19 protein-coding genes are annotated in these 18,402 nt (G+C 70.5%); 4 read left to right on the top strand and 15 right to left on the bottom strand.

Features of this window, described 5'->3' with window-relative positions; all coding sequences use genetic code 11:
* Positions 1 to 247 (top strand): hypothetical protein (locus ABD844_RS14495; protein WP_344877005.1); only part of this gene is annotated, 247 nt, incomplete at its 5' end.
* A 341-nt stretch (positions 248 to 588) separates the two neighbouring features.
* On the opposite strand, the gene ABD844_RS14490 is transcribed toward ABD844_RS14495, so the two are convergent.
* Both ABD844_RS14490 and ABD844_RS14485 read right to left on the bottom strand, forming a co-directional pair.
* A complete protein-coding gene (locus ABD844_RS14490; RefSeq protein WP_344877002.1) occupies positions 589 to 1,509 on the bottom strand; it encodes a right-handed parallel beta-helix repeat-containing protein in 921 nt (306 codons plus the stop codon).
* Positions 1,506 to 2,321: a 2OG-Fe(II) oxygenase gene (locus tag ABD844_RS14485; RefSeq protein WP_344877000.1), complete on the bottom strand. Its 816-nt coding sequence runs from the start codon at positions 2,319 to 2,321 to the stop codon at positions 1,506 to 1,508. Before ABD844_RS14485 ends, ABD844_RS14490 begins: the two co-directional genes overlap by 4 nt.
* Positions 2,322 to 2,385: 64 nt before the next feature.
* Here ABD844_RS14485 and ABD844_RS14480 point away from each other — a divergent pair, with 64 nt between their 5' ends.
* Together ABD844_RS14480 and ABD844_RS14475 are read left to right on the top strand one after the other, a co-directional pair.
* Positions 2,386 to 3,360 (top strand): glycosyltransferase family 2 protein, encoded by a 975-nt coding sequence (locus ABD844_RS14480; RefSeq protein WP_344876998.1) that lies wholly within the window; start codon positions 2,386 to 2,388, stop codon positions 3,358 to 3,360.
* Positions 3,361 to 3,370: 10 nt separating this feature from the next.
* On the top strand, positions 3,371 to 3,919 hold the full coding sequence (locus tag ABD844_RS14475; RefSeq protein ID WP_344876996.1) for a dTDP-4-dehydrorhamnose 3,5-epimerase family protein: 549 nt from the start codon (positions 3,371 to 3,373) through the stop codon (positions 3,917 to 3,919).
* Here the strand turns inward: ABD844_RS14475 and ABD844_RS14470 are convergent.
* Genes ABD844_RS14470 through ABD844_RS14460 form a run of 3 tightly spaced genes read right to left on the bottom strand, consistent with a single transcriptional unit; the run spans position 3,808 to position 6,944 of the window.
* Positions 3,808 to 5,250, bottom strand: coding sequence for an O-antigen ligase family protein (locus tag ABD844_RS14470; protein ID WP_344876993.1), 1,443 nt, complete (start codon positions 5,248 to 5,250; stop codon positions 3,808 to 3,810). The genes ABD844_RS14475 and ABD844_RS14470 overlap by 112 nt on opposite strands.
* A complete protein-coding gene (locus tag ABD844_RS14465; protein ID WP_344876991.1) occupies positions 5,247 to 5,996 on the bottom strand; it encodes a hypothetical protein in 750 nt (249 codons plus the stop codon). Before ABD844_RS14465 ends, ABD844_RS14470 begins: the two co-directional genes overlap by 4 nt.
* A 9-nt stretch (positions 5,997 to 6,005) precedes the next feature.
* Positions 6,006 to 6,944: a hypothetical protein gene (locus ABD844_RS14460; RefSeq protein WP_344876989.1), complete on the bottom strand. Its 939-nt coding sequence runs from the start codon at positions 6,942 to 6,944 to the stop codon at positions 6,006 to 6,008.
* 175 nt (positions 6,945 to 7,119) lie between these two features.
* Between ABD844_RS14460 and ABD844_RS14455 the strand changes: the two genes are divergently transcribed.
* On the top strand, positions 7,120 to 8,247 hold the full coding sequence (locus ABD844_RS14455; protein WP_344876987.1) for an acyltransferase family protein: 1,128 nt from the start codon (positions 7,120 to 7,122) through the stop codon (positions 8,245 to 8,247).
* On the opposite strand, the gene ABD844_RS14450 is transcribed toward ABD844_RS14455, so the two are convergent.
* From ABD844_RS14450 to ABD844_RS14405, 10 genes are all read right to left on the bottom strand, one after another.
* Complete coding sequence (locus tag ABD844_RS14450; RefSeq protein ID WP_344876985.1) at positions 8,240 to 9,085, bottom strand: hypothetical protein; 846 nt, start codon at positions 9,083 to 9,085, stop codon at positions 8,240 to 8,242. The genes ABD844_RS14455 and ABD844_RS14450 overlap by 8 nt on opposite strands.
* 124 nt (positions 9,086 to 9,209) lie before the next feature.
* Positions 9,210 to 10,031, bottom strand: coding sequence for a hypothetical protein (locus ABD844_RS14445; RefSeq protein WP_344876983.1), 822 nt, complete (start codon positions 10,029 to 10,031; stop codon positions 9,210 to 9,212).
* 7 nt (positions 10,032 to 10,038) lie between these two features.
* On the bottom strand, positions 10,039 to 10,917 hold the full coding sequence (locus ABD844_RS14440) for a glycosyltransferase family 2 protein (RefSeq protein WP_344876981.1): 879 nt from the start codon (positions 10,915 to 10,917) through the stop codon (positions 10,039 to 10,041).
* 16 nt (positions 10,918 to 10,933) lie between these two features.
* A complete protein-coding gene (locus ABD844_RS14435; protein WP_344876979.1) occupies positions 10,934 to 12,409 on the bottom strand; it encodes an oligosaccharide flippase family protein in 1,476 nt (491 codons plus the stop codon).
* Positions 12,410 to 12,420: 11 nt separating this feature from the next.
* On the bottom strand, positions 12,421 to 13,413 hold the full coding sequence (locus ABD844_RS14430; RefSeq protein ID WP_344876977.1) for a hypothetical protein: 993 nt from the start codon (positions 13,411 to 13,413) through the stop codon (positions 12,421 to 12,423).
* Positions 13,410 to 14,675 (bottom strand): DUF4910 domain-containing protein, encoded by a 1,266-nt coding sequence (locus ABD844_RS14425; RefSeq protein WP_344876975.1) that lies wholly within the window; start codon positions 14,673 to 14,675, stop codon positions 13,410 to 13,412. The genes ABD844_RS14430 and ABD844_RS14425 overlap by 4 nt, the downstream gene beginning before the upstream one ends.
* Positions 14,672 to 15,688: an NAD-dependent epimerase/dehydratase family protein gene (locus tag ABD844_RS14420; RefSeq protein ID WP_344876973.1), complete on the bottom strand. Its 1,017-nt coding sequence runs from the start codon at positions 15,686 to 15,688 to the stop codon at positions 14,672 to 14,674. Before ABD844_RS14420 ends, ABD844_RS14425 begins: the two co-directional genes overlap by 4 nt.
* Entirely contained in the window at positions 15,688 to 16,335 is a 648-nt protein-coding gene (locus ABD844_RS14415; protein WP_344876970.1) for a PIG-L deacetylase family protein, read from the bottom strand. Before ABD844_RS14415 ends, ABD844_RS14420 begins: the two co-directional genes overlap by 1 nt.
* A complete protein-coding gene (locus ABD844_RS14410) occupies positions 16,332 to 17,111 on the bottom strand; it encodes a glycosyltransferase family protein (protein WP_344876968.1) in 780 nt (259 codons plus the stop codon). The genes ABD844_RS14415 and ABD844_RS14410 overlap by 4 nt, the downstream gene beginning before the upstream one ends.
* Positions 17,108 to 18,316: a class I SAM-dependent methyltransferase gene (locus tag ABD844_RS14405; protein ID WP_344876966.1), complete on the bottom strand. Its 1,209-nt coding sequence runs from the start codon at positions 18,314 to 18,316 to the stop codon at positions 17,108 to 17,110. The genes ABD844_RS14410 and ABD844_RS14405 overlap by 4 nt, the downstream gene beginning before the upstream one ends.
* Positions 18,317 to 18,402 lie beyond the last annotated feature (86 nt).

Genomic DNA, 18,402 nt, shown 5'->3' with positions numbered 1-18,402 from the left:
CGTCCTGGTCGCCGACGGGGTGGGGGTGGGGGTCCTGGTCGGCCTGCGGGTCGGGCGCGCGGTCGGCTTCCTCGTCGGCCGTCCCGGCCACCACCGCCAGGGGTCCCTGGTGGACCGGGCGTTCGCGGAGCCCGGCTCGCCGGTGCCGGTCACGCGCGGCCTGAGCCCGCGGCCGGCGGCCGCCTGGGGCGATGCCGTGGCACCCGCCTCGGCACCGGCCTCACGCGCGCCCGTCAGGGACGACTGAGGCTCCGGAGTGTCGAGGACGATGATGCCGTACCCACCCGCCAGCACCGCCACCGCGGAGACGCCGGCCAGGGATAACCACCCGATGCGCCTGTTGCTCCTTCGATGCCTGGACACAGGCGAACTCCTTCCGATCGTGGCCGAGCCGAATCTTGGGCCGAATCTCGGGCCGAATCGTGGGCCGAATCTCCTGGGCCGCATCTCGGGCCGGATCTCTCAAGGGGAGAGACTAGCCACGCCGGAAGCACGAAGAGGGTATTTTTAACGAAAAGGACTCGCTTTCCCCTCAATTCGCAAGTATTCCAATTTTCCCATTTGCCGCACGAATCGAGCGGACGATCTCTATCCTGGCGGCACCGTCCCGCCGTCTTCCCAGGTGTTACCCTGCCACTGATTTCCGGGCCCGTCTTTATCCCAATATGAAACGGGCCCCGCCGAGCCGCCCTTGGGCCAGACCCGGCGGCTGAAGACGTTGTCGATCACCTTGATGTTCGAGGACGTGCCCTTGACCCCGGCGCCCGCGTACAACGACCAGCCGCCCCCCGCCAGCAGGTTGCCCTCCACCGTCACGTCCTTGACCACCCCGAAGTCCTGGAACAGGGCGATCGCACCGGTCTGGTCGAGCGTGTTGATCACCGTGTTGCGCCGGATGACCAGCTCGGTGCCGGGCGCGGGCGGCCCGGTCGACATGATCATGTCGGTGTGGTCGCCGTCGTAGTACTTCGGGTCGTGCACGTACGAGTCCTCGACCAGGCCCTGCTGGGTGAGGATGCCGTTGGAGATCGTGTGGACGTCCACCCGGCGGACCGTGATCATCTTGCCCTGGTTGAGTATGCCGAACTGGGTGCGCTGCCTGCCGTTGCCGAAGATCTCGCTGTCCTCGACCGTCAGCCCGGTACGCCCCTCGCGCTGGAGGATCCCCCACCAGCCCTTCGTGCCCCGCACCCGCGTGTTGCGGATGGTGACGTCGTCGGCCTCGACCGTGATGTACCCGGTCACCTCTAGGCCGTCGATGACCGTGCCGTTCTTGGTCACGCGCAGGGACCCCGACTTGCGCAGCCGTACGCCCTCGGGCACGCCCGTGTTGCCGGGCCCCGGCCAGGCGCGCTCGGCCGGCGCCGACGGCGACGCCGAGACGGACGGGGACGGGGTGGGCGGCTGCCGGGTGGTGACCGGCTGCCTGTCGCCGCCGTCGCTCTGGCAGCCGCTCAGCAGCACGACCAGGACGGCGCCGAGGCACCAGCCCCTGACGTGCCGCCTCACGTGTCCCTGGTCCGCCGGTTGCCGACGAGATCGGCGAGCGCGGGTGGCGTCCAGCGCTTGGCGACCTGGCGGAGGTTGCTCTTCCACGCCTCACCGGGCCGCTGCTTGAACAGCGTGGTGTGGTCGTCGGTGACCTCGTCGTCCGGCCTGCCGTTGGAGTAGTAGTAGAGCGCCATCGAGCGCCGCGCCCGGTCCGGCGGGCAGGTGAGCGGGTCGGGGTGGCCGTGGTTGGCGTCGTCGGTCGTGGCGAAGACCACGAACCGGTTGAAGACCGGGAGGATCTTGCCCTCGCACTCGGTCATGTCCCTGTTCCACAGCTGCAGGTGGCCGCCGTAGTCCTCCTGCCAGTCCTTGTTCAGGTAGAGCAGGCCGTTGAGCCGGCGGTCGAGGTTGAGCCTGCGGCTCTTGTTGAAGTCGGCGTGCACCTTGAGGAAGCCGCCGGGCCGGATCTGGTGCAGGCCGCCGCCCTCGTAGTGGGGGTCGGAGACGAGTTGTGTGATGCCGGTCAGCCGCTCCAGGAAGTCGACGAAAACGCCCCCGTTGAACTCCGCCAGCAGGTGCCGGGTGGCCGGGCCCATGCGCTCGGGGTCGGCCAGCGCCAGCTTCACCTCGCGGGCGGTGTCGAACCGCTGCCAGGTGGCGTCCCGCGGCTCGGGGAACTCCTCGAGCACCGGCTCCAGCACTTCGGGCGGCAGGAAGTCATCGATGATCACGTGGCGGAACGGCGACGCCGTGCGGAACTGGTCGGAGTACTTGTCCGCTAACGGGAACAACTCGTCCCGGCGAAAGGTGAAAGCCTGCAGATCCTGCATGAAGTGTGTCTCCGTCTCTACGGCAGCCCGCCCCTGGTCCCCTCTCCCCCTCATCGCCCCGGCAGTGCCCGCTGTTACCTGTAACGATCCATTGCTGGGGTTCGATGGCCGTCATGTGACGTCAGGCTCTCCCCGAGTCGCGATCGTGATCGTGACCTACAACAGCGCGGCAGTGCTCGGCGGTTGCCTGGCCTCTCTGGCGGAAGGCGCGGCAGGGGTACGGCTGTCGGCCGTGGTCGTGGCGGACAACGCCTCCAAGGACGACTCGCTCCGCCTCGCCGAGCAGGCCACCGGTCTGCCCGTCAGGCCCGTCCGGGTGGGCAGGAACGCCGGTTACGCGGCGGCCATCAACGCCGGAGTCGCGGCGCTCGACCTCGCCGAACTGGACGCGGTCCTCGTGCTGAACCCCGACTGCCGCCTGCGTCCCGGCGCGCTGGGCGTGCTGACCGGGGCGCTCGGGCGCCCCGGCACCGGCATCGCCGCGCCCCGGCTGGTCAGCACCGAGGGGGTGCTGCACCACTCGCTGCGCCGTACGCCGACCGTGCGCCGCGCGCTCGCCGAGGCGCTGATCGGCGGTCGCCTGGCGGGCCGCATCGGCGCGCTGGGCGAGATGGTGGCCGACCCCGGCCGGTACGAACGTCCCGGCCCCGCCGACTGGGCCACCGGGGCCGCCATGCTCATCTCGGCCACCGCGCTGGCCGAGATCGGCCCATGGGACGAGTCGTTCCTGCTGTACAGCGAGGAGACCGAGTACGCGCTGCGGGCCGCCGACGCGGGCTGGACGCTCTGGTACGAGCCCGCCGCGGTGATCGAGCACATCGGCGGCGAGGCGAAGACCAGCCCCATGCTGGCCGCGCTGCTCACGGTCAACCGGGTACGGCTCTTCCGCCTGCGCCGGGGCAGGGTCGCGAGCGCGGGCTTCTACATCGCCGTGCTGCTCGGTGAGACGATGCGGGCGGCCGCCGGTCGACGTACGGCCAGGGCGTCGGTCGTGGCGCTGCTGCGGCCCTCCAGGCGGCTGCGGGCACTACCCGGATGAGAGGATCACCATGAGAGTCGAGCGGCTGGAGCTCGAGGGCGCGCTGTTGTTCGTGCCGACGCCGAGCCACGACGAGCGCGGCTTCTTCACCAGGACCTTCGACGCCGTGATCGCCGCGGAGCACGGGCTCGACCACACCGCGTTCGTCCAGGACAGCCAGTCGCGCTCGCGGCTGGGCACGATCAGGGGCATGCACGGCCGTTCCGGGCGCGGGGAGGCCAAGCTGGTGCGGGCGGCGCACGGCGCGGTGCTCGACGTGCTGGTGGACGCGCGGCCGGGGTCGCCGACGTTCGGCTCGCACGTGGCCGTCCGGCTCGACGACGTCTCCTTCGCCCACCTCTACGTACCGCCGGGCCTGCTGCACGGCTACCAGGCGCTGACCGAGCACGCCGACGTCTGCTACCGCATCGACAGGGAGCACGACCCCGCCGAGGACCTGGCCGTCCGCTACGACGACCCCGACCTCGCGCTGCCGTGGCCGTTGCCGGTCGGCGCCATCAGCGAGCGCGACCTGTCGGCGGGCTCCTGGAAGGAGCTGAGGAGCAGCCTGTCCGCCTGATCGGCGCGTTCGAGGCGGAGCAGCGCCCCGGCCGCGCCGATGAGCAGGAACAGCACGCTGGTGATGCCGGGGAACGAGAGCAGGTCGAACGTGGCCGCGCCGAGCAGCGGGATCACCAGGCAGGCGGCGATGGTCAGCCCGAGGTTGCGGGCGTTCGGGTCGGTGCTGGTCGCGCGTACGCGCAGGGCCACGACGATCCCGCACACGATCACCCCGACGAAGCCGAGCACGCCGAGCAGCCCGGTCTCGACCAGCGACAGCAGATACTGGTTGTCGAAGACCTGGTGTTTGAACGGATACCAGGTGCCAGGCCCGCGGCCGAAGATCGGGCTCTTGTCGAACTCCCGCATCGCGAAGGGGTAGTCGTGGGTGCGGTAGATGATGCTGCTGTCGTCGCCCACCCCGGCGAACAGGTTGTAGAACGTTCCGAGCAGCCCCGGCGCCACGACCTTCATCACGCCGAGGAACACCACGAACGCCCCGATGGTGGCGATCCTGCGCCTGTTGGACCAGCCGATCAGGAGGATCAGCCCCGCCCCCGCCATGCCGAGCACGGCCGTCCTGGAGACCGAGAACATCAGCCCGGCCGCGATGACGGCGGCGCAGATCCACCAGCGGACCGCGCCCTCCCCCCGGCTGCGCGCCTGGAAGCCGAGGTGCGCGGCCAGGGGCAGCAACATCGCCGACAGCGCCCCGAACTCGATCGGGTGCCCGAGCGTGCCGGCGACCCGGCGCAGGTCCGAGCGGGAGATCACGGTCGGCACCTCCTCCGGCGAGGAGTGCCGCAGCCCGGGGATCTTCAGGTACTCGGTGAGGTCGAAGTTCAGCCTGAACTGCATCAGGGCCACGACCGCCGCGAACGTGCCGCCGATGACCACCGCCTTCAGCACGAAGTCGAGCCGCTCGCGCCTGCCGATGCCGTCGCAGACCACCAGCGCCAGGCTCACGTAGCCGGCGAAGAGCACGATCGTGTGGTCGGCGAGGTTGAGCTCGTCGGAGGGCAGGTAGACGTTGGTCGCGTACCCGTAGACGGCCAGCAGGATCATCCCGTACGCGAAGATCGCGGTACGGACCGGGTTGGGCCCCTTGGCGACGCCCGACGTCCTGACCATCTGGGCGCACACCCACACCACGCCCAGCGACAGTGCCACGATCTCCGCGGGCGTGAGCGAGAGCGGGAGACCGGCCACCGCCAGGCGGGCCGGGAGGATCAGCAGGCACATGACGAACACGCAGACCAGCGTGGCGCCGTCGGCCCGCCGCGGGTGCCGCAGCGGCACGGGCGTCGCGGTCACCGCCGGCGCCGTGGCCGTGCTCCTGGCCCAGGTCATCCTTCGCGCCCCGCCAGTGACCGCGATCCGTTGCTCGCGGCGGCCTCGGCGTACACGAGGTCGGGCTGGGCCGGAGGCTGCCGATCGGTCCCGCGGCGGGCCCGGCGGTGGCGGGCGAAGCTCTCGGCCGCGAATGCGGCGAACAGGCCCATGAAGAACGCCAGCGCCCCGGTGACCACCGCGCTGCGCATCCGGCTGCCCTTCTTCTCGTCGGGCTGGGTCGGCGGCACCACGACGGTGGCGCTCACGTACGTGGTGGGCGGCGCCTTGACCTGCTGCTGCCGGGCGCGCAGCTCCTTCTGGGCCAGTGCGGTCATCTTCGTCACGATCCCGAGTGCCTGTTCGGCGGTCGGGGCCTCGCAGGTGATGACGATGAAGGGGGTGGCCGGCATCAGCTCGGGGTTGGTGCCCCCGCTGGTGACCTTGAGCGTGACCTCGCCGCCGGGCGGCACGCCCACCTCGGCCGCCGCGTCAGGGGTGTTCAGCGCCTGGATGAGGATCGACGAGGTCATGCTCAGCCCCTGGTCGAAGGAGACCAGGGGGTTGGTGCGCGGGTTGGGGAACTTGGGGTCGCTCGGCACGCTGCCGCCGGTGACCGGCAGGGTCAGGACGAGCGCCGAGGTGGAGATGAAGGTCTTGGGCGCCACGGCGAAGACGCCGAGTGCCACCGCGATCGTGAGCAGGAAGGCGGGCACCGTCACGTACCAGCGCCTGAACAGGATCGTCACCGTCGCCCAGAAGTCCATGGCAGGGCCTCATCCCTCGCCGTCGTCCTGGCTCGCCTTGCGGAAACCGGGCACGGGTGCGAGGGGCTCGCCCCGGTAGGCGGGGAACTCCATGGTGGCGGAGCTGTCCTCGTCGGCCTCGGGCGCGTCGGCGGGCTCGCCCGCCTGGGCCTTCGCCCCCACCGGCCCTACCACTGGCCCTACCACTGGCACCCCCAACGGCACCCCAACCGGTTCGGGAACCGGCGTTTGGACCGGTCCCAGGGCAGGCTGCTGGACCGCTCCCAGGACCGCCCCCACCACCGGGGGCGACGAGAGGTCGGGGCGCCTGCGGGCGCGCCCGTGCACCACGCCGTACGCGATGCCGAACCCGACGCCCAGGGTGAGCAGGGCGGCGATGATCCCGCCCTGCCAGTTGAGGCTGTGGTCGGCCTCGGGCTCGGCGGGCGGCACGATGTCGGTCGAGGTGATGAAGGTGTTCGCCGGGGCGCCGAGCGCCTTCTGCCACTTGAACAGCTCGGTCGCCACCCGCTCGCGCGCCGCCATCAGCACGGCCGTCGCCGTCGCGGGAGACTCGCTGTCGACCCGGACGTAGATGTAGGGGCCGTTGATGTCCAGCACGTTCGGGTTGCTGCGCCCGTCGTCGATCGTGATCTCCGTCGGGCCGTCCTTGGGCGCGCCCAGCTCCGTCCAGACGTCCTGCGTGTTCATGGACAGGATGACGATGCTGGCCCCGGTCTTGAGCGCGTCGTTGAACGAGAGGAACGGGTTGGTGAGCCCTTGCTTGGTCTTGTCGGACGGGATCGTCCCGCCGTTCACCGGCGTGGCCAGGACGAGTGAGACGTCGGCCGAGTAGTGCACAGGAAGCACCGAGTACACCACGACGCCCACCGCGAGCGAGGCCAGAACCAACGGTGGGCCGATCAGAATTCTCCGGAGAAGACCAAGGATCGCCTTCCAGAACTCCATTTTGGTACGTTCCCCCGCATCAGCGACTCTTGCTCTATAGAGGGCCATCGCGCTATCCCCGCCAGACGTTACATCCGCCCACATCCCCCAACAGCTCCCCGACTTCCACCGCGAAACGGTTACACCGCCCGCCACCGGAGCGATAGACGTACGACTACGTCGACGGGGGCTTGCGGTGGGGTTGACAGAAGAGCGTGCGGCGACGCGGGGCAGGCTGGCCGGGCTCGACGGCATCCGGGGCCTGGCCGCGCTGTTCGTCGTCCTGCATCACTGCTGGCTCCTGTCCTTCCCCGGGTTCCCGGTCAACGGCGCGCCCGCGTGGACGGGGTGGCTGCTGTACGGCCATTTCGCGGTGGTGGTGTTCATCGTGCTGTCCGGTTTCTCGCTGGCGGTCTCGCCCGCGCGGTCCGGGTGGCGGCTGGGCAGCGGGCGTACGTTCTTCCAGCGGCGGGCCTGGCGCATCCTGCCGCCGTACTGGGCGGCGCTGGCGTTCAGCCTGGTGATCGCGTGGGCGGTCATCCCGCAGCCGGGGCAGCAGGCGCCCACAGGGAAGTCGGTCGTCGTCTACGGGCTGCTGCTCCAGGACGTCTTCGGCTCCCCCAGCCCCAACGGCGCCCTGTGGTCGATCGCCGTCGAGGCGCAGCTCTACCTGGTGTTCCCGCTGATGTTGCTGGTGCTGCGCAGGATGGGCGCGGCGGTGATGCTCGGCGCGGTGACCGCGCTCGTGGTGGCGGTGGGGGCGCTGGCGCCGGCCGTACCGGCCGTTGACCTGCTGATGCGGCTGACCCCGCAGTTCGCGGCGCTGTTCGCCCTGGGCGCGGTCTGCGCGGGCGTCGTGAACGCGCGGGAGCGAACCGCCCGGCTGCCCTGGCACTGGTTCGCGCTGGCCGCCGCGCTGCCGGCGCTGCTGCTCGTCGTGGTGGCCGGGCCGGTGTGGGTGGTCGGGAACTTCTTCTGGGTGGACCTGGCGGTGGGCCCGGCCGCCGGGCTGCTGCTGGTGGCCGTGGCGACGGGCAGACCGGCGCCGCTCGTGCGGCTGCTCGACACGGCGCCGGTCCGGCGTCTGGGGTCCTTCTCCTACAGCCTCTACCTGATCCACTCGCCGATCGTCGTCATGGTGAACCGCCTGCTCGTCGCGCCGCACGTGCCGGCGGGCATGCCGGCGTTCCTCCTCACGCTCGCCGTGGGCGTGCCGGCGAGCGTGGGGGCGGCGTGGGTGTTCGCGTCGGTCTTCGAGCTGCCGTTCCAGCGGCACAGGAGCTGGAAGGGCCTGCGCGAGGCCGTACGCGCGCGGGTCAGGTGAGCTTGGCCAGCGCCTCCGCCTCGTACTCCGCCGCCAGTTCCTCGGGGATGCGCGTCAGGTCGTCGGCCCGGTAGAAGTCGCGCAGGGTGGTGCCGCGGCAGGTGGCGTCCACGTTCGGGGCCGCCGCGCGGGAGCGCACGTCGTCGATGTGCACGGTGCGGAAGTCGATGCTGAAGCGGGTCCTGCCGGAGGTGTTGGTGACGGTGGAGTGCAGGTGCGCCCCGGAGAAGAGCAGCATGCCGCCCGGCTCCGGCACCAGGCGCAACTCGCTGCCGAGGTCCAGCTCCTCCTCGGGCTTCGGCTGGTCCCGGGTGTCGCTGTGGACGTGCTGGGCGGCGGTGGGGCGGCTGACCGCGACCCATTCCGCGTAGTCGTAGCGTCCGCTGCTGTTGCGTACGGGTCGGTCGAAGTACTGCGGGTGCAGGGCGAAGACGTTCTCCGGGACCACCTCGTAGACCGGGATCCACCAGTTGACCTGGCAGAACGGGGCGGAGTACCAGCAGTCGCGGTGGGCGTGGTAGGCGTAGGAGATGCCGGAGTCGAGGTAGTGGCCCGAGGTCGAGGTGCGCAGCCTGGGCACGTCGAAATAGGTCCTGTCCAGCGCCATGCCCATCTCGTCCAGCAGGGTGGCGATGATCTTCTTGCTGGTGGGGTGGTGGATGAAGCGTGGTTTGAGGGCCGCGAGCAGTGCGGCGAACTCCTCGACCGGCATCTCGTGCTGGGCGGTCTCGGGGTCGCGGCCCTCGAACGCCTCCTCGACCAGCTCGCGGGCGAACGCGATCAGCTCGGTCGAGGCGGGTGTCGCCGAGTAGAGGAAGACGTCCCCCTGGAAGAGCATTTTCCGCCGAACCTCATCGTCAATTCGGCTATTCGATAATAGAACGGACATAGCGAGATTTTCCCCCTCGCGTTGTACTTTTCCCTTCTCTCGCCCGCGCCCGTCGCTTCGTTACAGGGGGTGTTCAGAGCGGCAGTTGGGTCTGGGTGTCCGGCCGGCCGACGTACGTCGAGTAGTCGGGGTGGTCGAAGCGGTGCAGCGCCTGGATGTTGTCGTTCCAGGGGGCGGCGACGGCGCGCTTGTGCCGCAGGCCGTTGATCGGGGCCAGTTTCATCAGCTCGTTGGCCTCGTTGAACTCCCTGATCGCGCTCAGCTCGCCGACGTAGTCGTTGTGGATGACCTGGTCGTCGTCGCCCACCGTGTCGTCGAGGTAGCAGAACACGCGGGGCAGGAAATACTTGTGGTCGCCCGCGAACAGCCGCAGCGCCGCCGCGGTCGAGGAGTAGAAGTCCACGTCGATGGAGACGAACCCGATCGGCGCCGGCCGCTCGCCGTCGAGGAACTGCCCCACGGTGTCGCTGATGTCGCCCAGGACCAGCGTCGCCCCCGCCAGGCGGGCCTTGAGCGCGTCGACGTCCATGACGAAGTCGCCCTCGCGCCAGATGTAGGGCAGGTCCCGGTGGTCGGTGGGCTTGGGCAGCCCGGCGCCCGTGTCGAAGCCGTAGACGTCGATCTTCACGCCGGAGGCGGCCGTCGCCAGCGCCGCCATGCGGTTGAGCTCCACCATGCCCGCGCCGCCCGCGACGCCGAACTCGACCACGCTGATCCGGCCAACGCCGAGCCGCCTGGCCAGTTCGGCCGCCTGCTGCACGCCGTACGCGTAGTGGGGCCTCGGGTAGAGGTCGAGGGCGCAGCGCAGCTCGTACGAGCCGAACGGCAGCCGCCGCATGAGCGCCAGCAGGATCCGGCCCGGATGCATGAGCATCCGCACGATGCGAATCAACACGAGAAGATCACCCTTTCGAGGAGACGGACCTGACGGCCATCCCGGCGAGTTTGCGGCCGCGGTGCCCGAGCATCTGCCGCTGCCGGCGCCAGTACGTACGCAGCAGCACGGCACGGGCCCGGCTGCGCTGCTGCGCGGAGAGCTCCAGGATGCGCAGGGCCCGGTACATCGCCCTGAACTGCAACGTGGTCGCGAAGTGCGCGGTCCAGGCCGGTACGCCGAGCGCCGCGGCGATCCCGGAAAGACGCCGCTCGCGCAGGTTGCGATGCGCCAGCGGCTCCGGCACGTGCCCCCAGGGCGCGGTCAGCGCGAGCATGGTGGCGTAGACCTCGTCCTCGCGGATCATCAGCGGCCGGGGCACGGCGGCCACCCGGTCGCGCCGCATGAGGCCGTAGAGGGGGTCGAGCCCGTGGTGCTGGGTGGTGACCACGTCCCACAGCTCGTCCAGGCGGTCGATGGGGTCGTCGGAGAGCATCCGGGTACCGCGGTAGTGCGGCCGGTGCACGGTGCCGTCCGCGCCCGTGTAGGTGACGTCGGAGGTGACCAGGATGAGCCGCTCGTCGGCCAGGAACGGCTCCAGCGTCCTGGACACGTAGCTCGGTTCGAGCAGGTCGTCGTCGCCCATCCAGCGGAAGAACTCCCCGCGCGCCCGCCGCAGCACCTCCACGAAGTTGCCCACCACGTGCAGGTCGTGCGGCTGCCGGTAGTAGGCGATCCGGCCGTCCTGGCGCACCAGCTCGCGGCACAGCTCCTCCGTGCCGTCGGTCGAGGCGTTGTCCGAGATCACCACCTCGACGTCGGCGTGGTCCTGGGCGAGCGCCGACCGTACGGCGCTCTCCAGGCGGTCCGCGCCGTTGCGGACCGGGATTCCGATGGACACCAGCATCGCTTCTCCTCGGGGGTCATCGCGCGCGGGCGGGAAGCAGCCGCACCAGGCGATCGCTCACGGTGTGGAACTGGTCGCGGGTCACCACGACCAGCACGTACGCCAGCAGGCCGCCGCCGCCCGCCACGGCGAGCTGGACGAACGGCAGGCCCTCGGTCAGCGCCGTGAGGCCGAGCATGACGCCGCCGCACAGCAGCGCCCCCAGCATCGGGCGGACGAGAGCGGGCAGCACGGGCGCCAGGCGTACGCCCGCGCGGTGCACGGCGAGCATGGCGAGCGGGAGCGCGACCAGTACCGCGGCCACCGCCTGCCCGATCGCGGCGCCGCGGATGCCGTCGAGCTGCGTGCCGACGATGAGCGCCGGGATCATCGCCGCCGCGTGCCCGAGGTTCATCCAGACCGTGGAGCGGGTGGCGCCCTGCCCGTTGAGTATGTCGAGGGCGAAGGAGGTGAGCATGCGCACCACCATCACGACCGCCAGGAACCGCAGCACACCGGCCGCCAGCTCCCACTCCTCGCCGTAGATGAAGATGATCAGCGGGTGCGCCAGCACCGCCATGAAGGCGCCCAGCGGCAGCACCATCGTGATGAGCAGCGGCACGGTTCGCTGCACGCCGAGCGACAGCGACTCCTCGTCACGTTCGGCCAGCCGGGAGAACCCGGCGATCGACACCATGCGGATGGCGCTGCCGATCATGCCGGGCACCCAGCTCGACACGTTGAAGGCCATCAGGTAGAAGCCCAGCCAGTCCTTGCCCATGATGTTGCCGACGATGATGTAGCCCACGTTGAGCAGGGAGATCTCCAGCGCGATCCCGGCCGCCGAGGGGACGCCGAAGCGCAGCAGCCTGCCCGCGATCCGCCGGTCGAACCCCAGCCGGTACGGCAGCCGCGCGTAGAGCATCATGAACACGCCCGTGACCACGGCCCCGGCGACCTGCCCCCACGCGAAGCTGTACGCCCCCGCCCCGTTGACCGCCAGCACGATGGCCACCGGCGCGTTGACCAGGAACCCCGCCAGCACGGCCTTGGCGTTCTTGCCCGTGCGGAACCAGCGCAGCAGGGCCGCGCTGCGCACCGCCGTGATCGCCTCGACCAGGATGACCGCGGTGAGGATGCGCACCACGGGCGTGGCCTCCTCGCTGCCCGCCAGCCGCGAGAAGTACGGCGCCCCGACCCAGAAGAGCGCGTACAGGGCCAGGGCGGAGCACATCGTCAGCGTCGTGGCCGTGGGGGCGATGTCCTTCAGCCGTCCCCGCCACTGCACGACGGCCGACATGACGCCGACGTCCTTGACGACCATGACGAACTGGGTGGCCGCAAGCGCGACCGCGTAGATGCCGAAGTCGGACGGCGCGAGAAGCCTGGCCAGCACCAGGCCGAGGATGAACGAGCCCGCGCGCGTGACCAGCGTGCCGAGCAGGCTCCACATCGCCCCTCGGCCCGCCTTGCGCCCGATGTCGCTGATGTCCGGGCCCGTTTGCTCTGCCATACCCGTCTTCCCTAGCTCGGCTCGTCGATCCGCTCCAGCCAGATCTCCCGCCAGAACGGGAGGAACGCGCGGGGGCAGTTGGACTTGTAGACGCCGTCGCAGATGATGCCGTCGAGCACGATGCAGGGGTTCTTCATCCGCAGCAGCTCGCCGGTCTTCTCGTCGATGCACTGCTCGACGCGGGCGCTCACGCGGGCGACGCGCCCGCACGAACGCGCCATGCTCTCCTCGAAGCCCAGGCCGCGGTTGAAGCCCTTGGTGGTCAGCGTGGCGACGATCTCGTCCTTGGACCTGATCCTGACCAGGTCGCCGGGCCGCAGACCGGTCGCGGCCTTCGGCGCGGGGCCCGCGTGCGGGCCCGGGCGGACGAACCCCCAGGCCAGGCCGCCCTTGACGCGCAGCCGGCGGGGGAACTTCCTGGAGAGCCGCTGGTAGCGGTTGAACACGCCGAAGAAGATCGTGCGCAGGGTCGAGGCGATGCCGGCGTTGCCCGCCCGGACGTCGGTGACGTACTGGCCGAGGTCGCGAAAGGGCAGCCGCTCCGGGGCCGCGCGCAGCAGTTCGGTCGCCTGGCAGCGGTAGCGCGGCGTGCCGTCGGGCCCCGGCTCCCTGCGGGTGTTGTCGTCCAGGACGGGCAGCAGCGGGCGCTCGCCGCTGGTCGCACCGGAGCTGATCGGGCCGGTGGTGGGCGGGCCGCTGACCCGCTTGAGCCAGGAGGTCTTCCAGTAGAGCAGGCAGGCCGTCTGGCAGCCGCCGTGGGCCGAGCCGTCGCAGCGCGCGCCCGTCAGGTGGACGGCGTCGTCCATCCGCCGCATCCCGGACTTGCCGATGGTGTCGCAGAGCTTGTGCGCCACCTTGTCCACGGTCAGCCGTCGCCCGCAGTAGGACAGCATCTCCGGCATGAAGGGCAGGCTGTCCAGCTCGCCCTTCTCGTCCAGGGTGGCGAGGATCTCCTCAGCGCTGAGGACCTCGACCACGTCGCCGACTTTCAGCGCCAGGCTCAACCCGTCAACTCCTTCACCAGGCCCGCCCCCCGAAGGGCGTCCGCCGCCTCCGCCAGTGCGTGGAACGGCAGGTTCGACCGTTCCGCGATGTCGAGGAGGCTGTGGCTCCCGTCGGAGTAGCTCAGCACCCACAACATCGCCATCTGTGCCTGTTTCGTGTCACTGCGGCCGCCGAGGGACCCGTACAGGCCCCTGGTGCCGAGCTGGGGTTCGCCGTACGGGCTGAGGTTCTCGTAGCGGCGGTTGGCCTCAAGGACCCGTACGGCCGTCCACAGGGTCTCCAGCGTGTCCTCCATCGCCTCCGGCCGGACGAAGTCCGGGTCGTCGGCCGAGGTGTGGTACTCCGGGTAGCCGCCATAGGGCGTCCTGGTCAGCGACCCGACGGCGAGGTTGAACCCGGGCGAGCAGTACTGCCGCTCGTCGTAGCCGTAGGGGGAGAAGTCGAGCAGGGTGTGCGGCCGGTCCTTCAGCACGTGCGCGAAGACCCGGTCGACCTCGGCGTCGCCGCGCCTGCTCCGCTTGTACGTGATCGCGCCCGAGTCGCCCGCGCAGGCCAGGGTCACGCCGTGGGCGACGCGGTCGACATGCGCCCGGTTGCGCGCGAGCCAGGCGATCGCCCCGATCGTGCCGGGCGCGAACACGAACCGGTAGGTGTACCAGGGGTCGGTCAGCCGCCGGGCCAGCGCGACGGCCACCGCCACCCCGGCCAGGTTGTCGTTGGCCAGCGACGGGTGGCACACGTGGCAGGAGATCAGCACCTCCTGGGAGCTGGCCCCGCGGACGACGTGCTCCCCGTAGGTGAGGTGCCCGTCGGCCAGCGTGGAGTCGATCCTGACCTCGTACGGCCCGTCCACGAGCCCGTCCAGGGTCCGCTGGCTCAGGCAGAAACCCCAGGTCTCGGCGTAGTAGCTGGTCCGGTACGGCACCAGATCCGGCTGGCCGGGCAGGGTGTGCAGGTGCCCGCGCAGCTCCCCAAGTGACATGGTCGCCTCGACGGGCGCGCTGTAGCCGACCACGTGCAGGTTGGAGTCCTGGAAGTCGACGACCTTGGCGCCCGTGGCGTCCTTGATGTAGGCGTCGCGGATGGTCCATTCGCGGGGGATCGTCCAGTCGAGGACCTTGGTCCCGGTCGGCACCTCGGTGATCTCCAGCGGGATCGACTCGCCGATGATCTCCAGGGTGCGGCGCAGCCCGGGGCCGGTGATGCTGCGGCACAGCGGGTAGAGCCGCCGTACCAGGTCGTGCATCTCGGGCCCGGTCATGGCCGGAGGGTGTCGTCGACGGTGCCGTCCGCGCGCCGGTCGGAGAGGCGGGCCAGCCTGGTGAAGCGGCGGCCGAAGTCCTGGGCGGTCAGGCCGTGGTCGCGGTAGGCGTCGATGAGTTCGACCGCGCCCGCCTTGACCGTCCAGCGGGCCTCGTAGCCGAGCGCGGCCCTGATGCGGGAGAAGTCGACGCGGTACGAGCGCGGATCGGCTCCCGTCTCACCGGTGATGGCCAGCGTCGAGCCGGGCACCGCGGCGACGACCTCGGCCGCGATCTCGGCCACGGTCACGTTGTTGACCTCGGTGCCCACGTTGAAGGCCGTCGCGTGCACGGCCTCGCGGGGTGCGTCCAGCGCGGCCGCGAACGCCTCCGCGATGTCCCTGGCGTGCACCAGCGGGCGCCACGGGGTGCCGTCGGACAACACCCGCACCTCGCCGCTCAGGTACGCGTGCCCCACCAGGTTGTTCAGCACGATGTCGGCGCGCAGCCGGGGCGAGAACCCGAAGGCCGTGGCGTTGCGCAGGAACACGGGCGTGAAGTGGTCGTCGGCCAGCGCGGCCAGGTCGTCCTCGACCCGCACCTTCGACTCGGCGTACGGGGTCACCGGGCGCAGCGGCGCGTCCTCGTCCAGCAGGTCCTCGCCGCCGGACGCGCCGTAGACCGAGCAGGTGGAGGCGTACAGGAAGCGGCGTACGCCCGCCTCCTTGGCCAGCCCGGCCAGCCGGACGGAGGCGTGGTGGTTGATGTCGTAGGTCAGGTCGGGAGCGAGCGCGCCGAGCGGGTCGTTGGACAGCGCGGCCAGGTGGACCACCGCGTCGAACCCGGCCACGTGCTCAGGGCCCGCGTCGCGCAGGTCCACGGCGTGCGTCTCGATCGGCTCGGGCGCGGGGCCGAGCACGCAGTCGGCGAACAGGCCGGAGTCCAGGCCGACCACCTGGTGCCCGGCCTCGGTCAGCATGGGGGCCATCACGCTGCCCAGGTAGCCCTGGTGGCCGGTGAGCAGTACGCGCATCAGTTCTCCAGATCGAGGGTCAGCTTGGAAACGTGGAACGCCTCGGCGTAGCGCGCGTGGCACTCGATCCCGCGGATGCGGGCCAGGCCCAGGAACGCCTCGCGGTCGTACCAGGCGCGGTGCCGCTGGGAGGCGTAGTGGCGGTGCAGCAGGTCCGCCTTCAGCTCCGCCACCTCGGGCGTGAGCGGCTGGAACACGGTGGGGGCGGCGAGGTCGCCGTCCCATTTGACGATCTCGTAGCCGAGCGTCAGGTGGTCGCGGAAGGCCGTGGGCACGAGCTTCGCCAGCCCGCGGTGGTCCTGGTGGGCGTCGCCCCGCCAGGGCGCGAAGATCAGGCCGGGCTCGGTACGCGAGCGCAGCTCCTCCACCGCCGTCTTGGCCTCCTCCCACCGGGCAGGCAGGTGGCCGTCGGGCAGCTTGAGCACGGTGACCCGCAGGTCCGCTCCCGGGCAGAAGTCGGCGAGCGCGGCGCGCTCCTCGTCCTCGCGCTCGGTGCCGCCGCCGGAGAGCACCAGCGCGTCCACGCGCAGGCCGGGGCGGGCGGCGCAGACCGTGAGCAGGCTGCCGCCCGCCCCGATGGCCAGGTCGTCGCAGTGGGCGCCGAGCGCCACGATGCCGGTGAGCCGTTCAGGGCGCAGTCCGATCATTGGGACCGTTCCCAGAGCGCCCATGGACGCTCGCCGCGCGAGTACGCCTCGTCCAGCTCCATGCGCTGGTTGACGGTGTCGGTCGGCCGCCAGTAGCCGCGGTGCGGGTAGGCCAGCAGGCGGCCCCGCTTGGCGAGTTCGGCGCAGCCGTCAGCGACCAGGTCACCGTTCTCCGGGATGTGCTCGAAGACCTCCTGGGTCAGCACGAAGTAGCCGCCATTGACCCACATGGGCATCTCGCTGACCGGCGAGATGCCGCCGACCAGGCCGTTCTCGTCGAGGTCCACGCAGTGGAAGGTCTGCGACGGCGGCACGACCATCATCGAGGCCGCCGCGCCCGAGTCGGCGAAGCGGCCGATGATGTCGGGCAGGGGGGCGTCGGTGAGCACGTCCGCGTAGTTCGCGAGGAACATCTCGTCGCCATCCAGGTACGGGCGCACCCGCCGCAGCCGTTCGCCGATCGGGGAGTTGATCCCGGTCTGCACGAACGAGATGGACCAGTCGGAGATGTCACTCGACAACAGCTCGACCCTGCCGCCGCGTAACACGAAGTCGTTGGACGTGGCCTCCTGGTAGCCGAGGAAGAAGTCCTTGATGTGGTGCGCGCCGTAGCCCAGGCACAGGATGAACTCGTTGTGCCCGAAGTGCGCGTAGTAGCGCATGACGTGCCAGAGCAGCGGCCGGGGGCCGACCAGGGCCATCGGCTTGGGCACCTCGCCCGGCACGCCGGTGCGCATGCGCGTCCCGAAACCCCCGCAGAACAGGACGACCTTCACACGACCTCCAGGTGAGGGATGGGGAAGACCAGACGGCCACCCCATTCGTGCACGTAGGAGAGCTGGGCGGTGAGTTCCTCGCGCAGGTTCCACGGCAGGACGAGCACGTAGTCGGGACGGTCGCGGGCGATGCGCTCCGGCTCGACGACGGGGATCCGGGTGCCGGGCGTGAACCTGCCGTGCTTGTAGGGGTTGCGGTCGACCGTGTACGCCAGCAGGTCCTGGCGGACGCCGCAGTGGTTGAGCAGCGTGTTGCCCTTGCCCGGCGCCCCGTAGCCGACGACGGTCTTTCCCTCGTCGGCGGCGGCGACGAGGAAGCGGAGCAGGTCGCGGCGGACGCGGGCCACCCGGTCGGCGAAGTCGGCATACCCGGACAGGTCGTGCAGCCCGGCGGCCTTCTCCCTGGCGAGCACGTCGTGCACGCGCTCGGACGGGCTCCCCGACGGCCGCGCCCACAGGCGGATGGACCCGCCGTGGGTGGGCAGCAGCTCGACGTCCACCAGCGTCAGCCCGCCGGCGGCCAGGGCCCGCTGCGCCGACGCGACCGTGTAGTACTGGAAGTGCTCGTGGTAGATCGTGTCGTACTGGTTGAGCTCCACGAGGGTCAGCAGGTGCTGCACCTCGATCGACACCCATCCGTCGTCGGCCACCAGGGCGCGCAGCCCCTCGGTGAAGCCGATCACGTCGGGGATGTGCGCGTAGACGTTGTTGGCCACGACGAGGTCGGCGGGACCGTTCCCGGCCCGCACCGCGGCGCCCGTCTCCGGCGTCAGGAACGCGGTCAGCGTGGGCACGCCCTTGTCCTTGGCGGCCTGCCCGACGTTGGCCGACGGCTCGATGCCCAGGCACCTGACGCCGCGCTCGACCACGTGCTGCAACAGGTAGCCGTCGTTGCTGGCCACCTCGACCACGAACGACGGTTTGAACCGTTCCACAGCGCGGTCGACGAATTGCCGTGCGTGATCCACCCAGGAAGCGGAATATGACGCGTAGTAGGCGTACTCGGTGAATGTCTCTTCTGGTGTGATCAGCGGTGGTATCTGGGCCAGCCAGCAACTGGTGCACACCCGCAGGTGGAGCGGATAGGTGGTCTCGGGCTCCTCGAGCTGTCCGGCGGTGAGGAAGCGCTCACAGGGCGGTGTCGCCCCGAGATCCACCACGCTGACCAGGTCGCCCGAGCCGCACAGCCGGCACGATGTCGTCAACAATGAACCTCGCCCGAAAATAACAAGATTTCCCCCTTTGGCCACTCCCAGCCATACTTCGGGCGAGCACCAATGAGTGTTACAAG

It is taken from the genome of Nonomuraea antimicrobica, assembly GCF_039536965.1.
In the GTDB taxonomy this organism is placed as follows: domain Bacteria; phylum Actinomycetota; class Actinomycetes; order Streptosporangiales; family Streptosporangiaceae; genus Nonomuraea; species Nonomuraea antimicrobica.
This window is presented reverse-complemented; position numbering and strand designations above follow the sequence as displayed.

What these genes read in the sequence shown, in the direction of transcription:
- ABD844_RS14425 (WP_344876975.1), bottom strand. Translation starts at nt 14,675, where the DNA reads ATGACCGGGCCCGAGATGCACGACCTGGTACGGCGGCTCTACCCGCTG.
- ABD844_RS14435 (WP_344876979.1), bottom strand. Translation starts at nt 12,409, where the DNA reads ATGGCAGAGCAAACGGGCCCGGACATCAGCGACATCGGGCGCAAGGCG.
- ABD844_RS14440 (WP_344876981.1), bottom strand. Translation starts at nt 10,917, where the DNA reads ATGCTGGTGTCCATCGGAATCCCGGTCCGCAACGGCGCGGACCGCCTG.
- ABD844_RS14420 (WP_344876973.1), bottom strand. Translation starts at nt 15,688, where the DNA reads ATGCGCGTACTGCTCACCGGCCACCAGGGCTACCTGGGCAGCGTGATG.
- ABD844_RS14450 (WP_344876985.1), bottom strand. Translation starts at nt 9,085, where the DNA reads ATGCTCTTCCAGGGGGACGTCTTCCTCTACTCGGCGACACCCGCCTCG.
- ABD844_RS14460 (WP_344876989.1), bottom strand. Translation starts at nt 6,944, where the DNA reads ATGGAGTTCTGGAAGGCGATCCTTGGTCTTCTCCGGAGAATTCTGATC.
- ABD844_RS14475 (WP_344876996.1), top strand. Translation starts at nt 3,371, where the DNA reads ATGAGAGTCGAGCGGCTGGAGCTCGAGGGCGCGCTGTTGTTCGTGCCG.
- ABD844_RS14470 (WP_344876993.1), bottom strand. Translation starts at nt 5,250, where the DNA reads ATGACCTGGGCCAGGAGCACGGCCACGGCGCCGGCGGTGACCGCGACG.
- ABD844_RS14415 (WP_344876970.1), bottom strand. Translation starts at nt 16,335, where the DNA reads ATGATCGGACTGCGCCCTGAACGGCTCACCGGCATCGTGGCGCTCGGC.
- ABD844_RS14465 (WP_344876991.1), bottom strand. Translation starts at nt 5,996, where the DNA reads ATGGACTTCTGGGCGACGGTGACGATCCTGTTCAGGCGCTGGTACGTG.
- ABD844_RS14485 (WP_344877000.1), bottom strand. Translation starts at nt 2,321, where the DNA reads ATGCAGGATCTGCAGGCTTTCACCTTTCGCCGGGACGAGTTGTTCCCG.